The organism is Gryllotalpicola daejeonensis, from assembly GCF_039538145.1.
Lineage (GTDB): Bacteria > Actinomycetota > Actinomycetes > Actinomycetales > Microbacteriaceae > Gryllotalpicola > Gryllotalpicola daejeonensis.
Genome location: NZ_BAABBV010000002.1, coordinates 539,129 through 560,135, shown reverse-complemented (window position 1 = coordinate 560,135; position 21,007 = coordinate 539,129). Strand labels below are relative to the sequence as shown.

12 protein-coding genes, 1 tRNA gene and 1 other RNA gene are annotated in these 21,007 nt (G+C 68.3%); 10 read left to right on the top strand and 4 right to left on the bottom strand.

Going from position 1 to position 21,007, the window contains the following annotated elements:
* Positions 1-66: 66 nt before the first annotated feature.
* Positions 67-372 carry a hypothetical protein gene (locus tag ABD736_RS15495; protein WP_344792775.1) on the top strand — a complete coding sequence of 102 codons (306 nt, stop codon included), beginning with the start codon at positions 67-69 and terminating at the stop codon, positions 370-372.
* A gap of 325 nt (positions 373-697) precedes the next feature.
* Here the strand turns inward: ABD736_RS15495 and ABD736_RS15490 are convergent, their stop codons facing one another.
* Positions 698-1,942 (bottom strand): hypothetical protein, encoded by a 1,245-nt coding sequence (locus tag ABD736_RS15490; protein WP_344792774.1) that lies wholly within the window; start codon positions 1,940-1,942, stop codon positions 698-700.
* A gap of 357 nt (positions 1,943-2,299) precedes the next feature.
* On the opposite strand from ABD736_RS15490, the gene ABD736_RS15485 reads away from it, so the two are divergent.
* On the top strand, positions 2,300-2,620 hold the full coding sequence (locus ABD736_RS15485; protein ID WP_344792773.1) for a nucleotide pyrophosphohydrolase: 321 nt from the start codon (positions 2,300-2,302) through the stop codon (positions 2,618-2,620).
* A complete protein-coding gene (locus tag ABD736_RS15480) occupies positions 2,607-4,412 on the top strand; it encodes a DNA/RNA helicase domain-containing protein (RefSeq protein ID WP_344792772.1) in 1,806 nt (601 codons plus the stop codon). The genes ABD736_RS15485 and ABD736_RS15480 overlap by 14 nt, the downstream gene beginning before the upstream one ends.
* Here the strand turns inward: ABD736_RS15480 and ABD736_RS15475 are convergent.
* Together ABD736_RS15475 and ABD736_RS15470 are read right to left on the bottom strand one after the other, a co-directional pair.
* Positions 4,368-5,498: a nuclease-related domain-containing protein gene (locus tag ABD736_RS15475; RefSeq protein WP_344792771.1), complete on the bottom strand. Its 1,131-nt coding sequence runs from the start codon at positions 5,496-5,498 to the stop codon at positions 4,368-4,370. The two genes, ABD736_RS15480 and ABD736_RS15475, sit on opposite strands and share 45 nt — an antisense overlap.
* Before the next feature lie 101 nt (positions 5,499-5,599).
* Positions 5,600-5,687, bottom strand: a tRNA-Ser gene (locus ABD736_RS15470).
* A 256-nt stretch (positions 5,688-5,943) separates the two neighbouring features.
* On the opposite strand from ABD736_RS15470, the gene ffs reads away from it, so the two are divergent.
* The 7 genes from ffs (at position 5,944) to recR (ending at position 20,412) form a co-directional block, all read left to right on the top strand.
* Positions 5,944-6,040: signal recognition particle sRNA small type (ffs, locus tag ABD736_RS15465), an RNA gene on the top strand.
* A gap of 154 nt (positions 6,041-6,194) precedes the next feature.
* Complete coding sequence (locus ABD736_RS15460) at positions 6,195-8,651, top strand: phosphoketolase family protein (protein WP_344792770.1); 2,457 nt, start codon at positions 6,195-6,197, stop codon at positions 8,649-8,651.
* Positions 8,652-8,702: 51 nt separating this feature from the next.
* Positions 8,703-10,862 (top strand): phosphate acetyltransferase, encoded by a 2,160-nt coding sequence (pta, locus tag ABD736_RS15455; protein ID WP_344792769.1) that lies wholly within the window; start codon positions 8,703-8,705, stop codon positions 10,860-10,862.
* Positions 10,863-10,912: 50 nt separating this feature from the next.
* The gene (locus ABD736_RS15450; protein ID WP_344792768.1) at positions 10,913-12,103 is read left to right on the top strand and encodes an acetate/propionate family kinase; all 1,191 of its coding nucleotides are present in this window, start codon (positions 10,913-10,915) and stop codon (positions 12,101-12,103) included.
* A 388-nt stretch (positions 12,104-12,491) separates the two neighbouring features.
* On the top strand, positions 12,492-17,129 hold the full coding sequence (locus ABD736_RS15445; RefSeq protein ID WP_344792767.1) for an Ig-like domain-containing protein: 4,638 nt from the start codon (positions 12,492-12,494) through the stop codon (positions 17,127-17,129).
* 89 nt (positions 17,130-17,218) lie between these two features.
* Complete coding sequence (locus ABD736_RS15440; RefSeq protein WP_344792766.1) at positions 17,219-19,813, top strand: DNA polymerase III subunit gamma and tau; 2,595 nt, start codon at positions 17,219-17,221, stop codon at positions 19,811-19,813.
* Positions 19,813-20,412, top strand: coding sequence for a recombination mediator RecR (gene recR, locus ABD736_RS15435; RefSeq protein ID WP_344792765.1), 600 nt, complete (start codon positions 19,813-19,815; stop codon positions 20,410-20,412). The genes ABD736_RS15440 and recR overlap by 1 nt, the downstream gene beginning before the upstream one ends.
* A gap of 68 nt (positions 20,413-20,480) precedes the next feature.
* Here recR and ABD736_RS15430 read toward each other — a convergent pair whose 3' ends face one another.
* Positions 20,481-20,918, bottom strand: a complete 438-nt coding sequence (locus ABD736_RS15430; RefSeq protein ID WP_344792764.1) for a hypothetical protein — start codon at positions 20,916-20,918, stop codon at positions 20,481-20,483.
* Positions 20,919-21,007 lie beyond the last annotated feature (89 nt).

Genomic DNA, 21,007 nt, shown 5'->3' with positions numbered 1-21,007 from the left:
AGGCGCACCCCGGTTGTCTGACGGATGCCTGAGCCGGAGGCTAGTCGCAAGAGCGAAGGAGTCCCGATGAGTGACGATGTTGAGCCCGACGCCGACAAGATGCCGGCCGACGAGCAGCTGGAAGAGCCGAGCACCGAGAAGGACCCGGGCGAGGAGCCGAAGGCGGCCGAGCCCGAGCCAGAAGAGGTAGACCACGAGGCGGTCGGAATTGGGGTGGTCGATACGCCCGATGTCGGCGAGGAGGCGCCTGGTGGGCAGGACGCTACGCCTCAATCCGAGCCTGGTGGCCCCTCCTCTGATTCCGCTCCGCCAACCGACGCAGCGTCAGATGAGGTCAAGAGCGACGCCGCAGGTATCGACACCCCGGAATGACTCGGGTGGCTGAGGTGCTTTGAACCGTCGTCCAACGCCGTCTATTGGCTGAGCGAGCCTCCGTTGTCGGCTCGAAGGTCGTTGAGTATTCGTGCGCCCCAAAGACCGGGAAACTCACTGCCGGATTCCTCGTAGACCAGTTGCCGCGCCGGGAGCGCTACCCAGACCGGGCCGCCGCAGGTCACAAGGTCAGTGGCTTCGACGACCGACCAGGCTCCAGGAATCTCCGGCACGCGCCGTGCAGTGAGTCGAACGCTGTGATCGCCGAGGAAGTCGCGGACAAGCGCTTTGGCACCCGCGGCGCTCGTAGGGTGTGGTGCTGCGATCATTCCGACGGGTCGTCGTCGCGCTTACGCAGCGCGCGCTCGGCGATGTTGCTGGCGATCCTGCCGGTAACCAAACGGGCGCGGTCCACAGCCTCGTCGCCAGCGCGGCGTGCGGCGCCAACGCCGTCCGCGCCAGCCTCAAGCGCCTTGTCACGTACGTCGGCGGCGGCTTCCAGCCATCGGCGCGCGCCGACTTCCGCGCGGTCGCTGTCGATGCCGATGCGGTCGTGAAACGTGTCGACAGCGGCGCCAACTCCGTTAGTGGCGCGCACCACGTTGCGCGAGGTTGATGGGTGCAGAAGCACGTTCGAATTCGCCCGGCCCTGGGCGGCGGCGAGGTCCATGCGCTCTAGCAAATGATGAGTGGTCCGAGAAATGACCTCGAGGCGCTGTTGTCGTGCAGCCTTCAACCCGAGACGGTGCTTATCGAGCTCCTCTGGCGACGAATCAACAACACGGTCGAGTTCCAGAATCCCGGTCGCCTCCTGCAGTTGAAAACATCGGGCCAGGACAGCGAGCCATTCGTGAACCTTGTTCTGGACTTCAGCTAGTGACTCGGCGAGGTCACCCACATTGGCCTGGTGCTCGACTTTCTCTGCGAGCGCGTCGAGCTGGCGCAGTGCATATGCCTGAGTACGGGCGATGGTCAGTGTGGTCGCCTGTACCTTCGACCAAGTCACCTCGGACACCCGGCCCACCTCGCGCCGAATCATCATCGCTTCGTTGATCACGAGGTCGACGCCGATCATGTCGGCAAGCACCGAATCCTTTTGCGCCCGCAAGATTTCATCGACCTTGGCGTCGATCTCTTCGAGGTAATCGGTGATCTCGTCGAGCTTCTGTTGCATCGCTCGCTGGGCCATCATCGCCCCGAGCCCAGAGAGAATCGCCGGGTTCGCAAGTTGGGCGGGAGTCTGGGCGAACTGTACGAAGCCCGCAATCTGTCCCTTCGGGCCCGCTAGCACACCCGTGCTCAGCCCCGTCGCCTTGCTCGTCCGAAGCCCGTGCTTGCTGATCAGCTGCGCAGACTCCTTGGTGAGCTTGACCCATCGACCGGAGTTTGCCGAAAAGTCGGCCCACGCCTGAGTCGCACTGGCAGCATCGCCGAGCGCGGAACTGAAACCGCGAAGGTCCAGTTCTTTCGACTTCAAGCCCTCTGACGACAAGAACAGCTCGACAGCCGTTGGCTCGCCGATAACGGCAAGGCCCTCGCCGTCGCTGATCAGCTGAATCTCGTTGTCCACTCGTGCTCCCGACTGCTGGCAATTGGACGGCGTCGATGCGCCAACTGCCAGTAAATACGGGCCGGGCCCGGCAGAGAGACCCCAGTATGGGTCAAATTTCGGTGGGGACGGTCGCGCCCAGAACGACAGGCCGATACTTCCCGCGCACGAGCGCGACGTAGATCAGGGAGACTCGTCACTAACGAACTGACGGACTTCCATCCGGGATGGTCAACGGCATACCGGGTACCTCCGACTCGGCTAAACGACCAAATGCCCCGTTGCCTCTCGAACTGGGGTACAGGTGCTCAGCGTGCACAGATGCGTATGCGTTTCGCTCCTGCCGCTGAGTCTTGGGAACGCTGTTAGCTTGACCACGTGACCAACGACGCTGTTCTGCACGCACTGCGAGAGTTCGTCGCCGAGCGCGACTGGGCTCAGTTCCACTCGCCCGAGAACCTCGCGAAGAGTGTGTCGATCGAGGCCGGCGAACTCCTCGAGTGCTTCCAGTGGGGCCCCGACTTCAACGCAGAGCGCGTCGCCGAAGAACTCGCCGACGTCCTCACCTACTGCTATCTGCTCGCCGACAAGCTCGGCGTCGACGCCGACCAGATCGTTCTCGACAAGCTCGCCACCACGAAGGCAAAGTACCCGGTCGAGAAATCCCGCGGCACGAGCGCGAAGTATGACCAGCTTTGAGGTCGAGCGGCTGGTGATGTCCCCGGCCGAGCTCAAGGTGCGTGAAGCGCTCGGCGGACGCTTCACGAACTGGCCGGTCGTGTACGTGCTCAATGGCACGCGTCAGGTCTATGTGGGGGAGTCGCGCAACTTCGTCGCGAGGATGCGCCAGCATCTGACATCCCCCGCGAAGAAATCGCTTGAAGTCGCGCGCGTCATCCTCGACGAGACCTTCAACAAGTCGGTCTGCCTCGATCTCGAGGCGTACCTGACCTCGCTGTTCGCCGGTGAGGGAAAGTATGAGGTCCTCAACTACAACGACCGCATGATCGATTCGGACTACTACGAGCGCGCCGACTACCGCGCAGCGTTCAATGCGATCTTCGAGCGGTTACGCGACGAGAAGCTGTTCGAGCGGTCGATCCCCGAGATCGAGAACAGCGACCTCTTCAAGCTCTCGCCGTTCAAGCAGCTCAACACGGGCCAGGCGGTCGCGGTCGAGGCGATCCTGGAGAAGCTCTTCCACGACCTCGTCGCCGGCGTCGGCAGCACCGCCGTGATCCAGGGCGACCCGGGCACGGGCAAGACGATCGTCGGCGTCTACCTGCTGAAGCTTCTGCAGGACATCGCCACGAGCGACCCCGACGATCTCATCGACGCAGACTCCGTCTTCTCCGACCTGTTCACCGAGCAGAACCGCGAGCTGCTGCGCGACTTCAAGGTCGGGCTCGTCATTCCGCAGCAGTCGCTGCGCGCGTCGGTGCGCAACGTCTTCCGGCACGTGCCGGCGCTCGACCCGAAGATGGTGCTCACGCCGTTCGACGTCGGCGCGAATACCGGCGCGAAGTGGGACCTGCTCATCGTCGACGAGACCCACCGCCTGAGCCAGCGCGCCAACCAGCCCTCGGGCATGCAGAACCAGAAATTCGCCGCGATCAACGAGCGGCTCTTCGGGCCCGACGGCGCGAACCGCAGCCAGCTCGACTGGATCCGCGCCCAGAGCACGCACCAGCTGTTCCTCATCGACTCGGCGCAGAGCGTGCGCCCGGCCGATCTGCCCGCTGAGGTTCAGCGCGAGCTGATCAGCGACGCGAAGGCCGGCGAGCGCTGGCATCCGCTCGCCTCACAGATGCGCGTGCGCGCGAAAGCGGGCGCGCATGGTCTCGATTACGTCGACTATGTGCGGCGCGTGCTGAGCGATGACCCGCCCGCGCCGCAGCGCTTCGAGGGATACGACCTGCGGATGTTCGACAGCCTCGCCGAGATGCACGCCGAGATCCGCGCGCGCGATGCGGAGGTCGGCCTGTCGCGGCTCGTGGCCGGTTACGCGTGGGAGTGGAAGAGCAAGAAGGACCGCAACGCGTTCGATATCGAGCTCGACGGATGCCGGCTGCAATGGAACCGGACGGATAAAGACTGGATCAACTCTCCCGGTTCGGTCGACGAGGTGGGGTCGATCCACACGGTGCAGGGCTACGACCTGAACTATGCGGGGGTGATCATCGGGCCGGATCTGCGGCTCGATGAGGCCTCAGGCCGCATCGTTTTCGATCGCGCGCACTACTTCGACAAGAAGGGTGTGGAGAGCAACGGATTCACTGGCCACACGTACACCGACGACGAGGTGCTCGCCTTCGTCCGCAACATCTATGCGGTGCTGCTGACGCGCGGGATTCGTGGGACGTATGTGTACGTCGCGGACGGGATGTTGCGCGAGCGGCTTCGCGGCGCGCTCGGCGCCCGACGGCGGACTTGGACGCCGTCCTTCTCAGGGCCGACGAGCGTAGACGACGGTCGCAATCAACGCGAGTAGTAGCGTGCCACCCGCAATCCACCAGCCCACGGGATACAGGGGGATGAGCGCCTCTACGACAGCGCACTCGACCCCGGTGTGCGTCGCTGCGGATGCCGCCGAACACCGGTCCGCTGCGTGTGTGCCATAAATGACCGCACCGAAAAAGAGGGCGCCGAGCAGCCAGATCTGAGCGACGTTCTTCTCAGCAGTGGCACCCTTCCGCGCGCTTCGCGATGTGGATGCCGGCCGCCGAGGCCGCGAAAGGTGCGGTCTGCTCGCACGGGTGGGCCTCGGCAAGCGGGCCGCGCGCCCAGCGGCACCGGCGGTCCGCGGCCGAGCTCTCTCGGCGCTCGCCGTGGAGACACGGTCGACCAGTCGTTCGAACCGCTGCATCACGCGGAACGTGTCGGCGGCGTGCGGGTCGACATGCCACGTCCCGGGTTCTTCCGCCGCGAGCTTGACGAGCTCGATCTTGGCAGGGCTCAGGTGCGCCGGCTGAGATCGAATCCAGGCGACAATGCGCGATGCGTCGACAACCTGCACGGGGCGATTGTGCCCTGGCCGCCGGTCGCTGATTGACGACGCGTTCACCACGGCGATCACCGGTGTCACAGGTACCGGAAAGCCGACCACGGCGGAGAGTCGGCGAGAGACGTCAGCTGCGTCGCCGCGACCAGCCTTCAGGTGCGAGGTGTTGCCGCCGTTCACGCGGAGCACATAGTCGCCCACCCACACCGAAGCGCCTGCGTGGTGCTTGGTGTTGATGGCGAAGACGCCGCCAGGGCCGATTACGAGATGATCGACATCTTTGGTGCCGGAACCGATGGGAACGGAGTGCCGTACGAACCAGCCTGGCCCGAGCGTGGCCAGCCACTTGCCGACGTGGATCTCACCGAGCGCCCCCTGGTACCAGGACCACGCGTCCGGATGAAGGCGCACCTGATCTCCGGTGCTCAGCGTGGGATCGAGTCTTTCGGCGTCGGCCTGCACTTCAAGGCATTTCAGTGCGACTGCGTAACCCGGTGCGCGAGATGAGAGCGCGCTGATGCCTGCAAAGTCGACACGTTGGGCATCCGTATGCTCGCCGGCTGTCTCGTCCCCCACGTGAATGACGCTAATGAAGGCGCCGGCTCGAAGCGTCCCCCAGAGCAAGGGAGAGCAGCTGGGGCGTGGCGGAATCGAGAGCGTTGCGTCATGCAACTCTTTGGCGGAGGATGGGGGATTCGAACCCCCGAGGGCTTTCACCCAACACGCTTTCCAAGCGTGCGCCATAGGCCACTAGGCGAATCCTCCAGGCGCTGCGCCGCGGCGCAACTTGAGAAGTCTACCGGACGGAAGCTGGGGGACCGGTCGCCGCGTTTCGAGACGCGCGCTCCGCAAGCTCCGCGTGCTCCCCAACGATCGTTGGGTCGCGTTTCGAGACGCGCGCTCCGCAAGCTCCGCGTGCTCCTCAACGATCGTGAGCGGTGTGACCGGATGTCTTGCCGACGGAGAGTGCGCCGGCACAGGCATCCGTACATCGTCCTCAAACACCTCCCGTACAATGGAAGCCGGCTCCCCGCGTGGCGCCATCCAGGCCAACTCCCCCAGGGCGGAAACGCAGCAAGGGTAACCGGGCTCTGGCGGGTGCGCGGGGGGTCTTTTCGTTGCACGGGCCAGCGTTTCGAGACGCGCGCTCCGCAGGCTCCGCGTGCTCCTCAACGATCGTCGACGAAAAGCCCTAGCGCCGCGGAACCGCGCCTCCCTAGGCTGGCGATAGAACCGCCATTTGACGGAATTTCCGCATGGGGAGGGCAGCCGATGTCGACTGACGTAACGACCGCAGAAGCCTGGAAGCGCCGCGATGAGACTCCGGTCTCCGACGAGACGATCCGCCTGATCGACACCTACTGGCGGGCGGCGAACTATCTGAGCGTCGGCCAGATCTATCTGCTCGACAACCCGCTGCTGCGCAAGCCGCTCGAGGTCGACGACATCAAGCCGCGACTGCTGGGCCACTGGGGCACGACCCCGGGCCTCAACTTCATGTACGCGCACATGAACCGCGCGATTCAAGAGCGCGACCTCAACACGATCTACATCATCGGCCCCGGCCACGGCGGCCCCGGCCTCGTCGCGAGCGCCTACCTCGACGGCACCTACTCCGAGATCTACCACGACATCGAGCAGGACGAAGCGGGCCTCAAGCGCCTCTTCAAGCAGTTCTCGTTCCCGGGCGGAATCCCGAGCCACGTGGCGCCTGAGACGCCCGGCTCCATCCACGAGGGCGGGGAGCTCGGGTATGCCTTGAGCCACGCCTATGGCGCCGCGTTCGACAACCCCGACCTGCTGGTCATGGCGGTCGTCGGCGACGGCGAGGCCGAGACCGGCCCGCTGGCCACGAGCTGGCACTCCAACAAGTTCCTCGACCCGGTGCAAGACGGCGTCGTGCTGCCGATCCTGCACCTGAACGGCTACAAGATCGCGAACCCGACCGTGCTCGACCGGATTCCTCAGGACGAGCTGCTCGACCTGATGCGCGGCTACGGTCACACCCCGTACCTGGTCGAGGGCGGATTCGACGGCGAAGACCCCATCGAGGTGCACAAGCGCTACGCCGCAGTGCTCGACCAGGCGCTGAACCAGATCGCCGACATCAAGGCGAAGGCCGCCGCGGGCGAGCTCGAGGGGCGCGCCAAGTGGCCGATGATCATCCTGCGCACGCCCAAAGGGTGGACCTGCCCGCCGGTGATCGACGGCCTGCAGGTCGAGAACACCTATCGCGCGCACCAGGTGCCGCTCGCCAACGCCCGCGACACGAAGGAGCACACCGAGCTGCTCGAGGCGTGGCTCAAGTCGTACAAGCCCGACGAGCTGTTCGACGAGAACGGGGCGCCGGTGCCGGACGCGGTGGCGATCGCCCCGAAGGGCGACCGGCGCATGAGCGCGAACCCCATCGCCAACGGCGGTCTCGTGCGCACCGAGCTGAAGCTGCGCGACTGGCGTGAGTTCGGTGTCGACGTGCCGCGGCCCGGTGGCTCGAGCAGCGAGGCGACCCGTGTGCTCGGCCAGTGGCTCGCAACCGTGATCGAGGACAACCCGACGAACTTCCGCATCTTCGGGCCCGACGAGACGGCATCCAATCGCCTCGCTCCGCCGGTCTATGACGCAACGGCCAAGCAATTCGCCGGCGAGATCCGCGAGGGCGACACCAACCTCGCGCGCGTGGGGCGGGTCATGGAGGTGCTCTCCGAGCACCAGTGCGAGGGGTGGCTCGAGGGCTACCTGCTCACCGGGCGCCACGGCCTGTTCACCAGCTACGAGGCGTTCATCCACATCATCGACTCGATGTTCAATCAGCACGCGAAGTGGCTGAAGGTGACGCGGCACATCCCGTGGCGCCGCTCGATCTCGAGCCTGAACTATCTGCTGTCGAGCCACGTCTGGCGACAGGACCACAACGGCTTCTCGCACCAGGACCCGGGCTTCATCGACCACGTCGTCAACAAGTCGGCCGACGTCGTGCGCGTCTATCTGCCATTCGACGCGAACACGCTGCTGTCCACCTATGACCACTGCCTGCGCTCGGTCGACTACGTGAACGTGGTCGTGGCCGGCAAGCAGCCGCAGCCGAACCTGCTGACCGTGGACGAGGCGGTGCGCCACATGACGCGTGGCCTCGGCATCTTCGACTGGGCCGGCTCCGAGGTTCCGGGCGAGCTGCCCGACGTGGTGCTGGCCGCAGCCGGCGACATCCCGACCCTCGAGGTGCTCGCGGCGTCCGAGATCCTGCAGGACCGGATTCCCGAGCTCAAGATCCGCGTCGTGAATGTCGTCGACCTGATGAAGCTGCAGCCGGAGGACGAGCACCCCCACGGCCTCAGCGACCGCGACTACGACGCCATCTTCACCGCAGACAAGCCGGTGATCTTCGCGTACCACGGCTACCCGTGGCTCATCCACCGCCTCACCTACCGCCGCAACGGCCACCTGCACCTGCACGTGCGCGGCTACAAGGAAGAGGGCACGACGACCACGCCGTTCGACATGGTCATGCGCAACGATCTCGACCGCTATCACCTCGTCATCGACGCGATCGACCGGGTGCCGGGGCTCGCGCAGCGCTACGCGAGCCTGCGCCAGGAGATGGTGGACGCCCGCCTCAACGCGCGCCTCTACGCCTATGAGAACGGCGAGGACATTCCCGAGGTCGCGAAGTGGGCCTGGAAGGGCGGCGCGAAGGCGAACATCAACGACACCGGCGGCGACAACGACTGAGCGGGCGCGAACTGAGCGCGGCCCTAAGCAACTGTCGCTAGCGTCGAAGACGTGAAGCAGGTCTACGTCACCTCCGCCGAGGGGCAGACGGGGAAGTCCACGATCGCCCTCGGTGTGCTGCGCACGCTCTCGCGCCAGGTGGGCCGCGTCGGAGTCTTCCGCCCCATCGCCCGCAGCACCGCGCAGCGCGACTACATCCTCGAGTGGCTGCTCGCGAATCAGACGGCCGGCCTGTCGTATGAAGATGCCGTCGGGGTCACGTATGACGAGGTGCATACGGATGCCGACGCGGCGCTCTCTCGCATCATCGAGCGCTTCCAGCGCATCTCGGGTCAGTGCGACGCCGTCGTCATCGTCGGCAGCGACTACACCGACGTCGGGGCGCCGACCGAGCTCTCGTTCAACGCCCGCATCGCGGCGAACCTCGGCGCACCCGTTCTGCTGGTCGTCAGCGGCCGCGCGGGGGATGACGGGGGAGACCTGCGTCGTCAGCTCGGCTCCTCGCCCGGCCGCTCGGTCGAGCAGGTGCGCCAGCTGGCGTCGCTCGCGATCGACGAGCTGCGCGCCGAGCATGCCACGCTGCTCGGCGTCGTCGTCAACCGCGCGGACCCCGAGGCACTCCCGGCGATCCACCGGCAGGTGCAGGCATCCGTCAACTCGCTGACCTCGGGGGGCGCGGCGAACGTGGCGGGCGCGCTCGAGCGGCCCGTGTGGGTGCTGCCCGAGGACCCGGTGCTCGTGGCCCCGACCGTCAGTTCGGTGCTCGACGCGGTCGACGGCGAGCTGAAGTTCGGCGACCGCGCGCTGCTCGACCGCGAGGTGCTCGGGGTGGTCGTTGCGGGCATGTCGATGGAGAACGTGCTGACCCGGCTCATCGACGGCGCCGTCGTGGTGGTCCCCGGCGATCGCACCGAGACGCTGCTCGCCGTGCTCGCGGCCTATCAGGCGGGCACCTTCCCGTCGGTCTCGGCGATCGTACTGAACGGCGGCTTCGCGCTGTCCGAGCCGATCACCCGGCTCATCACCGGCATGAACCCGGCGCTGCCGATCATCTCGACTCCGTACGGCACGTTCGAGACGACGGTGCGCGTCAACAGCGCCCGCACGCGCATGGGGGCGGATTCGCCCGGCAAGACCGAGCGCGCGATCGCCCTCTTCGACCGGAACGTCAACCACATCGCGCTGCTCGACGCGCTCGACGTCGAGCCGTCGCCGGTGATCACGCCGCTGATGTTCGAATACCGGCTGCTCGAGCGGGCCCGGTCGGCGCGCAAGCACATCGTGCTGCCGGAGGGCGATGACGATCGGATTCTTCGCGCGGCATCCCTCGTGCTCGAACGCGACATCGCCCAGCTGACCCTGCTCGGCGACGAGCAGGCGGTGCGGGGGCGGGCGTCGTCGCTGGGGCTCGACCTCTCGGCCGCCGCCGTGCTGTCGCCGACGGACCCGGAGCTGCGCGAGCGGTTCGGAGCCGAATACGCCGAGATCCGCAAGGCGAAGGGCATGACGCTCGAGCGGGCTTTGGACACCGTGACGGATGTCTCCTACTTCGGCACGATGATGGTGCACCTCGGGCTCGCCGACGGCATGGTGTCGGGCGCCGCGCACACGACGGCGCACACGATCCGGCCGGCGTTCGAGATCATCAAGACGAAGCCCGGCGTCGGGGTGGTGTCGTCGGTGTTCCTGATGGCGCTGTCGGATCGGGTGCTGGTCTATGGCGACTGCGCCGTGATTCCCGACCCGACCGACACGCAGCTCGCCGACATCGCAATCTCGTCGGCGGCGACCGCCGCGCAGTTCGGCATCGAGCCGCGCGTGGCGATGCTGTCGTATTCGACCGGGGATTCCGGGTCGGGCGCCGACGTCGAGAAGGTGCGCGCCGCGACGGCGCTCGTGCACGAGCGGGCGCCTGAGCTGCTGGTGGAGGGGCCGCTGCAATACGACGCAGCGGCCGATGCCGTCGTCGCCGCCGCGAAGCTGCCCGGCTCGCCGGTCGCCGGTCGCGCGACCGTGTTCATATTCCCGGATCTGAATACGGGGAACAACACGTACAAGGCGGTGCAGCGCTCGTCCGGCGCCGTCGCGATCGGCCCGGTGCTGCAGGGCCTCAACAAGCCGGTCAACGACCTGTCGCGCGGAGCGCTCGTCGACGACATCGTGAACACGATCGCCATCACGGCCATCCAGGCTCAAACGTCCGATCGTTGAGGAGCCCGCGAAGCGCGCGTCTCGAAACGAAGCAGAGAGAGGCAACCGAAGTGCCCAGCATCCTCGTCATCAACAGCGGGTCGTCGTCGCTGAAGTACCAGCTCATCGACATGGACTCCGAGCAGACGCTGGCCAGCGGGCTGATCGAGCGCATCGGCGAGCCCGACGGCAAGGCGACGCACAAGGTCGGCGGCGAGAGCTTCGATATCGAGCTGCCGGTACCCGATCACACCGAGGCATGCCGTGTGATGCGGGGTGGCTTCGATCACCACGGGCCGTCGCTTGAGGCATCCGATCTGATCGCCATCGGCCACCGCGTGGTGCACGGCGGCGCGCGGTTCTTCGAACCGACGGTGATCGATCGCGTGGTCAAGATCCAGATCGAGGACCTGTCAGAGCTCGCCCCGTTGCACAACCCGGGAGCGGTGCAGGGCATCTCGGCGGCGGAGCAGTCGTTCCCCGGTCTGCCGATGGTGGCGGTGTTCGACACGGCCTTCCACCAGACCATGCCGGCAGAGGCATATACCTATGCGATCGACTACGACGTGGCACAGAAATACCGGGTGCGCAAGTACGGCTTTCACGGGACCTCGCACCGCTACGTCTCCGGCGCCGCCGCAGAATTCCTCGGTCGGCCGCTCGAAGAGCTCAAGCAGATCGTGCTGCACCTCGGCAACGGGGCGAGCGTCTGCGCGATCGACGGGGGCCGCTCGGTCGAGACGAGCATGGGCATGACGCCGCTCGCCGGGCTCGTGATGGGCACGCGCTCCGGCGACATCGACGCCTCTGTGCTGTTCCACCTGGCGCGGCGGGCCGGCATGTCGATCGACGACCTCGACGAGCTGCTGAACAAGCGCAGCGGCCTGCTCGGCATGTCAGGCTTCGGTGACTCGCGCGATGTGCAGGCGCGGGCGGCCGACGGCGACGAGCGAGCGCAGCTGACGGCATCCGTCGTCGCTCACCGGCTCAAGTTCTACATCGGCGCCTATCAGGCGCTGCTCGGCGGCGTCGACGTGATCTCGTTCACCGCCGGCATCGGCGAGCACAGCGTCGAGGTGCGCGAGGCGGCGCTGACGGGGCTCAGCGGAGTCGGCATCGAGCTCGACCACGCGCGCAACGCGGCGGTCGGCTCGGACATCAGCGTGATCTCAACGGATGCTTCACCGGTGACCGTTCTCGTGGTGCCCACCAACGAAGAGCTCGAGATCGCGCGGCAGACCTTCAAGGTCGTCTCGGCGTAGCGCCGAGCCGGCACCGGTGCCAGGCGCTCAACCGGTATGTCTCGCCCGTTGTGGTGACCCCAGTTCGGGGGTAGTTTCGCGACTGAACCCACGGCGGCAGGGCGGGTGCTGGCCAATGCAGGCGCGCTGACGCGGCGGGCGGCGGGGTTCTGCGCGCGGGGATTCTTCGCATGTGGCAACGAAAAGTTAACCAATGGACTGTCGTTGGTCGACAAGTGTCAGGTAGTGTCCGTTTCCAACTTGTTTCGTCCGTTCGGGAGACACGGGCGACGCAGGAAGCACAACTGAAATCAGCAACTGGCATCGCCCGGCGGTTCGAGCCGGGCGTGGGGGGCCGCGCACATCGGCGTGCGCGCGCCATTCCGTGTGAGCTTTGGGGAGAAAAGCCATGCGCAAGGATTCGGCCGTCAAGCGTGATGGCCTCGCGCCGCTCGCGTTCGGAGTGTCAGCGGTACTGGCGCTCGGGATCGTCGGTCTCACGACCGGCCCCGCAGTCGCCGCTCCTGGCGATACCTCGAACTCCGCGGCGCAGGTGCTGAGCGGCTCGCTTCTGAGCGCCATTTCCGAAAGCGACGTCGCCGGCATCAGCGGTGCCACCGCGGGGTACCCCTCTGCCCCTGGTCCGAACAGCGCCGGGCTCGACGTGACCGCGTTGAATGCCATCGGCGTCAACGTCGGAACCGTCACGCTGCCGCTCGGAAACCTCATCCAGCTCGGCGCGGTCACGCAGCTCGCGCAGGCCGAGGCCGGGGGCACCTCGAGCGCCAACTCCGGCGTAGCCGAGAACGAGGGCGGTCTGACCGTCGGCGACGCGACGACGACCGCCCCGACCGCGGCGCTGATCAACCTCGGCCCGCTGCTCGCTCAGGCTGGGCTTTCCAGCGCGCTCGACCAGGCATCCGTGTCGGTCGGCGCCGTGACCTCCGACGCCAGCCTCACCGACGCGACGACGCTCGATCGCACGTACAGCGTCGCGTCGCTCGACGCGCATTTGCACTCGCAGCTCGTCGCAGGGCTGAGCGGGGACGTCGACGACCTCATCACCAACACCGTGACACCGACCATCAACGGCCTCACGAGCACGATCACCAGCACTGTCAACACCGCGCTCGACACGGTCAGTCTGCTCACGGCGGTCGCCGGCTCCGACTTCGACACCAATGTCTCGCTCACGGGTGTGGACGGTATCGGCACCGCGGCCGACACGGTGCTCAATCAGTCCCTCACGAGCGACGATGGCGCGGTCACCCTGAACCCGGCGACCGGCACGATCGACGTCGACCTGGCGGCGATCGCCGGCGGCCTGAACAACCGGGACCCCGAGACGCAGGTGCTGTCGGCCGACACCCTCAACACGCTCGTGCAGGACGTCAACGAGCTGCTCGATCAGCTCGGCACCAACCTCGTCGACGCGGTCAACCAGGCCATCGACGATGTCGCGGTACACATCACCAGCACGCTCGACACGGGCAACGCTCTCACCGGAGCCTTCGACCTCAGCATCGACACCACCCTCGGCGACCTCACCGCCGGCAACGCGCTGCCGATCGACACCAGCGGCAGCACGGGCGCCTTCGGGCTGATCAGCGGGCTCTCCGGGCTGATCCTGACCGCGTTGAGCGGGCCGCTCGACACCCTGGTGGGCGGCGTGGTCAACGATCTGATCGGAACCGTCACCGACTCGATCACGGGCAGCGACGGACTCATCCAAAACCTCACCACCGCACTCGACCCGGCGCTCAGCGGGCTGAGCGGCCTGGTCGGCCTCACGCTCAACCACCAGACAGGGGACGCCACCACCGGGGTCTACACCGAGACCGCACTGCAGGTCAGCCTGCTGGGCGGCACGGCAGCGCAGTTGAACCTGGCCACCGCGCAGGTCGGCCCGAATACGCCTGACGCGCCCGTCATCACGACACCGGCCGACGGCTCGACGACGACGGACACCACCCCCGCTATCACCGGCACCGGTGCTGCCGACGACACGGTGACCGTCACCGACAGCACCGGAGCCACGGTGTGTACGGCGACCGTCCAGGCCGACGGCAGCTGGACCTGCACGCCATCAACCGCGATGGCGCTGGGCGATCACACGATCACGGCCACGCAGACCTCGCCGGCGGGAGCCGTCTCGGCTCCCTCGGCCGCGAACACCTTCACGATCGTCCCGGTCGCGCCCGCCATCACCGCTCCTGCGGCCGGTTCCTCGACGACGGACACGACCCCCACGATCTCGGGCACCGGCACAGCGGGCGACACGGTGACCGTCGCCGACGCTGACGGCAACACGGTCTGCACCGCGACGGTCCAGGCGGACGGCACCTGGTCGTGCACGCCGACGACGGCGCTTCCGTTCGGCTCCGTCACGTTGACGGCGACGCAGACGGACCCGGCATCGGGAACGACGTCTGCCGCGTCGGCCCCGGACACCTTCACCATTGTTCCGACGGCTCCGGCGATCACCTCGCCGACCGACGGCTCATCGACGAGCGACGCGACGCCGACGATCTCGGGCACCGGCACGGCCGGCGACTCGGTGACGGTCAGCGACGGTGACGGCAACACGATCTGCACGGCGACGGTGCAGGCGGACGGCACGTGGTCGTGCACCCCGACGACCGATCTGCCGCTCGGCACGACCACGCTGACGGCGGCGCAAACCGACCCGGCATCCGGAACGGCGTCGGCGCCGTCCGCAGCGGTCGACGTGACGGTCGTACCGGCCGCGCCGGTGATCACGTCCCCGGCGGACGGGCTGTCGACGCCCGACGCGACGCCGACGATTGCCGGCACCGGGACGGCCGGCGACACGGTGACTGTCGCAGACGACAACGGCGACACGGTGTGCACCGCGACGGTGCAGGCGGATGGCACCTGGTCGTGCACGCCGACCACCGATCTGCCACTCGGGCCTACGACTCTCACGGCGACGCAGACGGATCCGGCATCCGGCACGACCTCTGAGCCCTCTGCGTCCGTCACGGTGACTGTCGTTCCGGCGGCGCCGGCGATCACGTCACCGGCAGACGGCTCGTCGACGAGCGACGCGACGCCCACGATCTCGGGCACCGGAGCGGCCGGTGACACCGTCACGGTGGCCGACGGCAACGGCGACACGGTCTGCACCGCGACGGTACAGGCCGACGGCACCTGGTCGTGCACGCCGACCACGGCTCTGCCGGTGGGCCCGAACACCCTCACTGCGACGCAGACCGATCCGGCGTCGGGAACGACCTCTGGTCCGTCGGCGCCGGTCGCCGTGACGGTGCTGCCGGCGGCCCCGACGATCACCTCGCCCACCGATGGCTCATCGACCAGCGATGCGACGCCGACGATCTCGGGCACCGGCACGCCCGGCGACTCGGTGACGGTCACCGACGGTGACGGTAATACCGTCTGCACGGCGACGGTGCAGGCCGACGGCAGCTGGTCGTGCACCCCCACGTCCGATCTGCCGCTCGGTACGACCACGTTGACGGCAACGCAAACCGACCCGGCGACGGGAACGACCTCTGAGCCGTCGGCGGCGGTCTCGGTGACCGTCGTGCCGGCGGCCCCGACGATCACCGCCCCGGCGGACGGGTCGTCGACCACCGACGCGACGCCGACGATCAGCGGCACCGGAACCGCAGGCGACACCGTGACGGTCACCGACGGCGGCGGCAACACCGTCTGCACCGCGACGGTGCAGGCCGACGGCACCTGGTCGTGTACGCCCGCGTCCGATCTGCCGCTCGGCACGACCACGCTGACCGCGACGCAGACGGATCCGGTCTCGGGCACCACCTCTGCGCCCTCGGACCCGGTTTCCGTGTCGGTCGTCCCGCCGGCGCCCGTCATCACGTCGCCGACGGACGGATCGTCGAGCACTGACAGCACTCCCACCGTCAGCGGCACCGGCACGGCCGGCGACGCCGTGACGGTCAGCGACGGCAACGGCGACACGGTGTGCACGGCCACGGTGCAGGCCGACGGCACCTGGTCGTGCACCGCGAGTGCGCCGCTGCCCGAAGGATCCAACACCCTGACCGCCACGCAGACGGACCCCGGCTCCGGGGCGACCTCGGCGCCCTCGGTGCCGATCACCGTGACCGTACTGCCCCCTGCGCCCACGATCACAGGGCCGGCTGACGGGTCGACGGTCGACGATGCGACTCCGCTCATCAGCGGGACCGGCACGCCCGGCAACACGGTGACGGTCGTGGAGGGCAGCGGCACGGCCCTGTGCACGGCCACGGTGCAGGCCGACGGGACCTGGTCCTGCACGCCGGCCACCCCGCTCCCGGCCGGTGCGAACAGCATCAGTGCCACGCAGGCCGACCGGTCAGGGAACGTCTCACCGGCATCCGCGCCGACATTTTTCACGGTCGTGATCAGCGCGCCCGTCGTCACAGGCCTGAGCCCGAGCAGCGGCCCGACTTCGGGCGGCACGCCCGTCACCGTTTCGGGCACAGGACTCCAGAACGCGACCGACGTGACGGTGGACGGCCGAAGCGTCGCCTTCACCCTGAACCCCGATGGCACGCTGTCGATCACGATGCCGGCGCACGCGGCGGGAACGGTCGACGTCGTGGTCACGACCGCGGGCGGCACCAGCGATCCGATGAGCTTCGAGTATGTCGTGGCGGATGTCTGCACCGCGGCCCCGACCATGCTGGCGATCGACCCCGACCTCGGCCCGACCTCGGGCGGGACGACGAGCAAGATCACCGGCTCCGGGTTCACCGGGACCCAGTCGCTGATGTACGGAGATACCCCCGCCGCATCGTTCACCGTGGTGAGCGACACCGAGATCATCTCCGTCTCGCCGCCGCACGCGGCCGGCACCGTCGACATCGTGCTGACGGGGCCGTGCGGCACGGCGGACCCGACCTTCACCTACGTCGAGGCGGCTGGGGTCGGCGAAGGTCCGGCGGCGCTGGCGACGACCGGCCAGAACCTGTGGCTGGGCGGGCTCGTCCTCGCCATCGGCGCGGCCCTGGCGGGCGTCGGGGTGCTGCTGGGGCGCCGCCGTCGGGAGGGGTAGCTCAGGGTCAGGCATCCGATCTCGCATCACTGTCCACACCCCTGCTCTGGGCCCGGCGTGATGTCAGACCCCACGGTTACGATTGGGGCGTGGTTACCGCCCTCTATCGCCGCTACCGGCCTGAGACCTTTGCCGAGATGATCGGCCAGTCGCAGGTGACCGAGCCGCTGATGACGGCGCTTCGCACGAACCGCGTGAACCACGCCTATCTGTTCTCGGGCCCGCGCGGCTGCGGCAAGACGACGAGCGCGCGCATCCTGGCGCGCTGCCTGAACTGCGCAGAGGGGCCGACCGACACCCCGTGCGGAAAGTGCCCGAGCTGCATCGAGCTGGGCCGCGGCGGCCAGGGCTCGCTCGACGTCGTCGAGATCGACGCTGCGAGCCACAACGGCGTCGACGACGCGCGTGACATCCGCGAGCGCGCGGTGTTCGCGCCGGCGCGCGACCGCTACAAGATCTTCATCCTCGACGAGGCGCACATGGTGACCTCGGCGGGGTTCAACGCGCTGCTCAAGATCGTGGAAGAGCCGCCGGAGCATGTGAAGTTCATCTTCGCGACGACCGAGCCCGAGAAGGTCATCGGCACGATCCGCTCGCGCACGCACCACTATCCGTTCCGGCTGGTGCCGCCGGCGATGATGCTTGACTACGTCCAGAAGCTGACCGACGAAGAGGGCATGAAAGTGGCCCCAGGCGTGCTGCCGCTCGTCGTGCGCGCCGGTGGCGGCTCACCGCGTGACACGCTTTCGCTGCTCGACCAGCTGATCGCGGGGTCCGAGGGCGACGAGATCGGCTACGAGCGGGCGGTCGCCCTGCTCGGCTACACGCACTCCGCGCTGCTCGACGAGGTCGTCGAGGCGCTGGCGGCGCGCGACTCGGCAACGGCATTCGCCGCGATCGACCGGGTGATCCAGACCGGGCAGGACCCTCGCCGCTTCGTCGAGGACCTGCTCGAGCGCCTGCGCGACCTGATCATCATCGCCGCGGCCGGCCCTGACAAGGCGGCGGCCGTGCTGCGCGGCACCCCCGCCGACGAGCTCGAGCGCATGGGCACCGAGGCGCGCGCGTTCGGGGCCGCCGAGCTGTCGCGCATCGCCGACATCGTGAACGCCGCGCTGACCGAGATGTCCGGTGCGACCTCGCCCCGCTTGCACCTCGAGCTGATGATCGCGCGCGCCCTGGTGCCGTCCGCCGACGAGGCCGGTTCGCTGGCGCGCGTCGAGCGGTTGGAGCGTCGCGTTGGCGTGACGGATGCTGCGCCGGCGGCGCCTCGCGAGGCTCAGCCCGCTGCGCCCGCGGCTCCTTCCGCGCCTGCGACGGCTCCGATCGTTGAGGAGCGCGCGGAGCCTGCGGAGCCCGCGTCTCGAAACGATCTCCCCGCGAAGGAAACCCCCACGCCGGCCGCTCCCGTACGCCCGGCCGCGGGCGCGGCGCCCGCCCCAGGCGGCTGGGCGACCCCCGGCGTCACCGGCGTCGAAGACGAGCCTGCGGCGGCTCCCGCGGCGGCCGCGCCGGCGCCCGAGCAGTCGAAGCGCGCAGAGGGAGCCGGTCGGCCAGGCGAGGTGCCGCAGGCTGCGGCATCCCCGGCGCCCGCATCTTCGGCTGCGCAGACCGCACCTGTCGGGCCCGTGACACTGCAACTCGTGAAAGACGCGTGGCCGCAGATCCTCGACGCGGTGAAGGCCGTGAAGATGAACGCGTGGCTGGTCGTCGTGACGGCGACGGTGCGCAAGTACGAGAACGACGTGCTGACGCTGACCTTCCCGAGCGAGAACGACATCGCGAGCTTCCGGCCGCAGCCCGGCGCGACGCAGAACGTGAGCGATGTGCTGCGCGAGGCGATCCAGAAGGTGCTCGGCGTGCGGGTCAAGTTCGTCGCGAAGACCGCGACCGACTTCGCGCAGAGCCTCAAGGCCGAGGGCTTCGGGGTGACCGCGCCGAGTGCGTCGGGTGGGCCTTCCGCGGGGGTTTCCGGGTCTCCCGCGCCTTCGACGCCGTCCGCGTCGCCGACGCCCGAGCGCGTGGAGCCGCGTCTCGAGACCGCGCCCAGCGCACCGGCTGCGCCGCGGAACGAGGCGCCGCGCCTCAGCGCGGTCCCGAACCCCCCGCAGGATTCCGGGCCGGTCACCTCATGGGCCACCGTTGCCATTCCGGGCGGCGGCGGGGGAGCGGCCGCGGCGCCGCAGCCCTCCGAAGCGCCTGCTCCTCAGGAGCGGCCGCGGCTGCAGGCAGTGCCTCCGCTTCCAAAGGAAGAGGTGCACGCCGAAGCATCCGCCGCCCCTGCATCCGCGGTGGACGACGAGGGCTGGTCGACGGTCGCGCCGTCTGACGACGACGCGCCGAGCTTCGAAGAAGACCCGGACGCCGGGCCCGTCGCCGTCAACGTGATCGCCACGGAAGCCCCGAACCCTGCAGAGCGCGCGTCTCGAAGCGACCTCGCCGAGCCGGCAGCGCCTCGCGCAGAAGGCCATCTCGATACGGTCGCTGAGCGACCCACTCGACCGACGGAGGCTCCCGCTCCAACCGCGCCGGGGGCGCCTGGCGCGCCCACCGCAGCGCGGAAGGGGCCGAGCTTCTCGGCCGCACCGGCGCCGCAGCGCTACGGCGAGGCGGTCGTGCGCGAGATCCTGAACGCGAGGTTCATCGAAGAGCAGCAGCTGCCTGACAACAACGGGGGCCGCTGATGTACGAGGGGATCGTCCAGGACCTGATCGATGAGCTCGGCCGACTGCCCGGCATCGGGCCGAAGTCGGCGCAGCGCATCGCGTTCCACATCCTGCAGACCGAGTCGTTCGACGTCACCAAGCTCGCCGAGACGCTGCTCGCGGTGCGCGACAAGGTGCGGTTCTGCGAGCAGTGCGGCAACGTCTCGGAGCAAGAGCTGTGCTCGATCTGCCGTGACCCGCGCCGCAACCAGGCGCTGATCTGCGTGGTCGAAGAGGCGAAAGACGTCGTCGCCATCGAGCGCACCCGCGAGTTCCGCGGTCTCTACCACGTGCTCGGCGGCGCCATCAGCCCGATCGACGGCATCGGGCCTGACGATCTGCGCATCCGCCAGCTCATGCAGCGCCTCGCCGATGGCACCGTCGAAGAGGTCATCATCGCGACCGACCCCAACCTCGAGGGCGAGGCGACGGCGACCTACCTGAGCCGGCTGCTGAAGACGCTCGAGATCCGCGTCAGCCGCCTGGCTTCCGGCCTTCCGGTCGGCGGCGACCTCGAGTACGCCGACGAGGTCACCCTCGGCCGTGCCTTCGAGGGCCGCCGCGTCGTCGCCGGCTAGGCCCGCTCAAGTCGTCGCCACTTGGCGCGGCATCTGCGGCCGCGAGACCGCAATATCTGGCGACGACTTCAGCCCGCGACCTCGAACTCGGTTTCGGACGCGGCGCACGACACCAGAGCCATGCCGTCCAGTGTGCCTGCACCGGTGTCGTGGCAGGGGACGTAGGCGGTGTCGTCGACCCACACCACGGCCTCGCCGATCGGAAAGTCACCCGGGATCGTCAGCGTCACCGTGAACGACCCATCGTGATGAACGGATGCCTGCTCTGACTCGCGCGCGTCGGAGCCGTCACTCGGGCTGACGCTCACGTCGAACGTCGTTCCGGCGGGCAGTGACTTCGCGCAATGCGCCGACCCCGCCGTGACCGTGATCGCCTGTCCGCGAGTGACCGGCGAGGGCGAGACCGTCGGCCGTGCGACACCGCAGCCCCACTCGTCTGCGTGATCGGTGCCGCGCGACGCGGTCGCGTTGAGAGCCGCGAACGCGGTGAAGGCTCCGGCTGCCACGACTAGGGCGATCAGGGGCCCCGCGATTCGTACAAGACGCCCCGACTTGGGCGATCTGGACTCGGGGTGATGCGTCCATCCCATGCGGC

Bases quoted from the DNA above. Each gene is read 5' to 3' on its own strand.
- recR (WP_344792765.1), top strand. From the start codon at position 19,813: ATGTACGAGGGGATCGTCCAGGACCTGATCGATGAGCTCGGCCGACTG.
- ABD736_RS15460 (WP_344792770.1), top strand. From the start codon at position 6,195: ATGTCGACTGACGTAACGACCGCAGAAGCCTGGAAGCGCCGCGATGAG.
- ABD736_RS15480 (WP_344792772.1), top strand. From the start codon at position 2,607: ATGACCAGCTTTGAGGTCGAGCGGCTGGTGATGTCCCCGGCCGAGCTC.
- ABD736_RS15495 (WP_344792775.1), top strand. From the start codon at position 67: ATGAGTGACGATGTTGAGCCCGACGCCGACAAGATGCCGGCCGACGAG.
- ABD736_RS15445 (WP_344792767.1), top strand. From the start codon at position 12,492: ATGCGCAAGGATTCGGCCGTCAAGCGTGATGGCCTCGCGCCGCTCGCG.